Below are 3,986 nucleotides of genomic sequence, written 5' to 3' on the forward strand. Positions count from 1 at the left end.
GCCGGACCCGCACCCGCCGCCCCCGGTGCTCACCCGCACCCGGGCGACCTGTCCCTCGACACCGGCCCACTCCAGCTCCCCGCCGCGCTCGCGGACCGCGGGCCGCAGCCGCTCGACCGCGCGGGCGGCCCGCTGCTCGGCCGAGTCGGGGTGGATGCCGTGCAGCACCAGCAGGTGCCCCAGCAGTTCGTCGTCGGCGAGACGCGCGCGCACGTCCCCGTCCACCAGGTCAAGCACCCGGGCCAGCGCCTCGCCGTAGACCTCGGTCAGCAGGGACACCGACTCCAGTGCCTCGCGGGCGCCGGGGCCGGGCGCGGACTCCAGGCCGGCCAGCAGCTCGTCGAGCCGGGCCAGCCGCGCCTCCACGGCCGGGTCCGGGAGCCGTACGCCGGTGTCAGCCATGGTTGGCCCCGTACGTGGGCGAGTGCACGGTCGACAGCGTCTTGCCCTTGCCGACGTACATGTGCACCCCGCACGGCAGACAGGGGTCGAAGCTGCGCACGGTGCGCATGATGTCGACGCCCTTGAAGTCGTCCGGCCCGTTCTCCTCGAAGATCGGCTGGCCCTGGACGGCGTCCTCGTACGGTCCGGGGGTGCCGTAGATGTCGCGGGGGCTGGCGTTCCACGGGGTCGGCGGGTACGGGTGGTAGTTGGCGATCTTCTTGTCGCGGATCACCAGGTGGTGCGAGAGGACACCGCGGACCGCCTCGTGGAACCCGCAGCCGATGGCCTCGTCCGGTACCTCGAAGTTCTCGAAGACCTTGGTGTCGCCGTCGCGGAGCATGCCCATCGCCTCCTCCAGGAACTGCAGGGCCATGGCGGCCGCGTAGGCGACGAAGTAGGGCCGGGCACGGTCCCTCTCAATCGTGTTGCTCCACTTCGGGATGTGCCACTCCAGCGTGGTCTCCGGCAGCGACTCGCCCTTGGGCAGCGAGATGCGCACGCTGTTGCCGGTGGCCTTGATGTACGGCGTGTCGACCAGGCCGCTCAGCGCCGTCGACCACAGTCGGGCCAGCGGGCCGCCGCCGGTGTCCAGGGCGAGGTGCTGACCGGACTCCGGGTGGTACCAGCGCGGGCTCATCACCCAGCTGTAGTTGCCGTCGAAGTCGCGCTTCTGCGGCACCGGCACGGTGGTCTGGTTCCACGGGTGGCGCATGTCGACGGGGTTGCCGAGCGGGTCGTGGGTGACGAAGGGGTCCTCGTTGACCCAGTCCTCGTAGAAGGAGCTGCCCAGCATGATGCGCAGGCCGAGGTTGATGTCGATGAGGTTGTTGGTGACCAGCTTGCCGTCCACGACGATGCCGGGGGTGACGTACATCGCCTTGCCCCACCGGTTCATGTTCTCGTACCGGTAGTCGACGACGTCCGGGTTCTGCCAGGCGCCCCAGCAGCCCAGCAGGATGCGGCGCTTGCCGACCTCCTCGTAGCCGGGCAGCGCCTCGTAGAAGAAGTCGAAGACGTCGTCGTTCATCGCCACCGCCTTCTTCACGAAGTCGATGACGCGCATGAGCCGGCTGAGGTAGTCGGTGAAGGTGTTCGGCTGCGGCATCGTGCCGACACCGCCCGGGTACAGCGTGGAGGGGTGCACGTGCCGCCCCTCCATCAGGCAGAACATCTCCCGGGTGACCCGGCTGACCTTCAGCGCCTCCTTGTAGACCTCGCCCTCGAAGGGGTTGAAGGCCTTCATGATGTCGGCGATGGTCCGGTAGCCGTGGATGTCCCCGCGGGGCGCGTCCGTGCGTTCGGCGCGGGCCAGGACACCGGGGTTGGTGGCCTTGACCATCGCCTCGCAGAAGTCCACGAACACCAGGTTGTCCTGGAAGAGCGTGTGGTCGAACATGTACTCGGCCGCTTCGCCGAGGTTGGTGATGTGCTCGGCCAGCTTCGGAGGCTTGACGCCGTAGGCCATCTGCTGGGCGTAGTTCGAGCACGTGGTGTGGTTGTCCCCGCAGATACCGCAGATGCGCGAGGTGATGAAGCCCGCGTCCCGCGGGTCCTTGCCCTTCATGAACACCGAGTAGCCGCGGAACAGCGACGAGGTGCTGTGACACTCCACGACTTCCCGGTTGGCGAAGTCGATCTTCGTGTAGATGCCCAGGTTGCCGATGATCCGGGTGATCGGGTCCCAGGACATGTCCACGATCTGCGCGGGTTTGCGTCCGGTGGACCGGGCGTCGGTGGTCGTCATCTGCGGTACTGCCCCTTGCTGCTCGGTGTCGGCGGTTCGGTGGGGGGATGCGGCACGGGCGGCGGCGTCACGATCGCCAGCGCGGGTCGAAACCGCTGGTCAGCTTGCTCTTGTTGTGGCGCCACTTGGGCTCGTGGTTCACCATGTCGTTGGTCAGGCCGCGCAGCCGCCGGATGACGGCCCCGTAGGGCTTGATGACCAGGGAGGAGAGCGTTCCGCCCGGGGGCTCGTCCATGAACGGCATGAACGCGTCGGGGAAGCCCGGCATCGTGCAGCCGATGCAGATGCCGCCGACGTTCGGGCAGCCGCCGATGCCGGCCATCCAGCCGCGCTTGGGCACGTTGCAGTTGACCACCGGTCCCCAGCAGCCCGTCTTCACCAGGCACTTGGGCGAGTTGTAGTCGAGACCGAAGTCGGCCTGCTCGTAGTACGAGCCGCGGTCGCAGCCCTCGTGCACGGTCTTCCCGAACAGCCACTGCGGACGCAGCATGTGGTCGAGCGGGGGCGGGGGAGCGGTACCGGCCGCGTGCTGGAGCACCCAGATCAGGGTCTCCATGAAGTTCTCCGGCTGGATCGGGCAGCCAGGCACGTTGACGACCGGGAGACCGGCCTGCGACTTGTAGTCCCAGCCCAGGTAGTCCGCGAGGCCCATGCAGCCGGTGGGGTTGCCGGCCATGGCGTGGATGCCGCCGTAGGTCGCGCAGGTGCCCGCCGCGACCACCGCCCAGGCCCGCGGGGCGAGCTGGTCGATCCAGTGGTTGAGGGTCTGCGGCTGGCCGGTCTCCGGGTCGTTGCCGAAGGACGTCCAGTAGCCGTCGCCGTCGATGATGTTCTGGTTCGGGATCGAGCCCTCGATCACGAGGATGAACGGGCCCAGCTCACCGCGGGCCGCCGCCCGGTACGGGGCGAGGAAGTCCTCGCCGCCCAGGCTCGGCGAGAGCACCTTGTTGACCAGGTTGACCTTCGGCAGGCCCGGGATGAGGCCCAGCACCACGTCCTCGATGGAGGGCTGGTCCGCGGCCGTCAGGGACACGGTGTCGCCGTCGCAGCTCATGCCCTCCGAGATCCAGAGGATGTGGATCTCGTCGATCCCTTCGCGCGCCTCGCCCCTGCTGGGCTCACCGCTCACTTCGGTGGTACCGCTCTGAGTGGTCATGTCGTCGGCCTTTGCTGGAGTCGGTGACGGAGTCGGTCGCCGGCGTGCGCCGGTTTCTCACGGGTGTCCATCGAGCCGTCCCTCCTCCGGCCGCTCGGCCGGACTCGTGGGCCGCGGGGACCGCGGCCGGGGTGTGGGGTCCGGGTCCGCGGGACCCGCGTCCGACGGGGCCAGCGGTTCGACCTCGTCGGGCCGGAAGTAGTGGAAGCGGCCGTACCAGCCGTGCAGCTCGGCCGCGGGGTCGTCGTCGACGGTCACCGCGAGGTGCACTCTGCCGTCCACGTCGTGGAAGACGGCCGCGACCCGCGCCGTCCGCCCCTCGAGGAACATGTCCTGGGCGTCGGCGCCCCGGCCGCGCGGCCGCAGCCGCACCCGGCTGCCGCCGCCCACGGGCACGCCGTTCACCGGCACGGTGTCGGTCGTCGGGGACAGCCCGTCGTCGGCGCCCTCCCGCCACCAGGCGGGCCGCTCGGCGTCCTCGAACGCGTCCGGGAACACGGCGCGAGCCGCGGCCGGCGACCGGACCGGGTCCTGGGCAGGGGGTCGGTTCTGCGCCGGATACGGGCCCTGGGCCGCTGTGGCATGCGCGGCGGCCGGTGACGGGGCCGGGGCCGGGGCGGCGGCGTGCGCGGGGGCCTGGGC

Annotated in this window: 2 protein-coding genes and 2 pseudogenes; all 4 read right to left on the reverse strand. The window is 70.2% G+C overall.

Annotated elements, in window-relative coordinates; all coding sequences use genetic code 11:
• Positions 1-402 (reverse strand): annotated as a pseudogene (locus tag V7E45_RS39105) (NifU family protein); the annotation flags it as partial.
• Positions 395-2,188: a nickel-dependent hydrogenase large subunit gene (locus V7E45_RS39110; protein ID WP_333779048.1), complete on the reverse strand. Its 1,794-nt coding sequence runs from the start codon at positions 2,186-2,188 to the stop codon at positions 395-397. The pseudogene V7E45_RS39105 and the gene V7E45_RS39110, both read right to left, overlap by 8 nt.
• A gap of 67 nt (positions 2,189-2,255) precedes the next feature.
• Positions 2,256-3,344: a hydrogenase expression protein HypE gene (locus V7E45_RS39115; protein ID WP_333779049.1), complete on the reverse strand. Its 1,089-nt coding sequence runs from the start codon at positions 3,342-3,344 to the stop codon at positions 2,256-2,258.
• 57 nt (positions 3,345-3,401) lie between these two features.
• A pseudogene (locus tag V7E45_RS39120) lies at positions 3,402-3,986 on the reverse strand (hypothetical protein); the annotation flags it as partial.

Source organism: Streptomyces sp. IBSBF 3136, assembly GCF_036815105.1.
Lineage (GTDB): Bacteria > Actinomycetota > Actinomycetes > Streptomycetales > Streptomycetaceae > Streptomyces.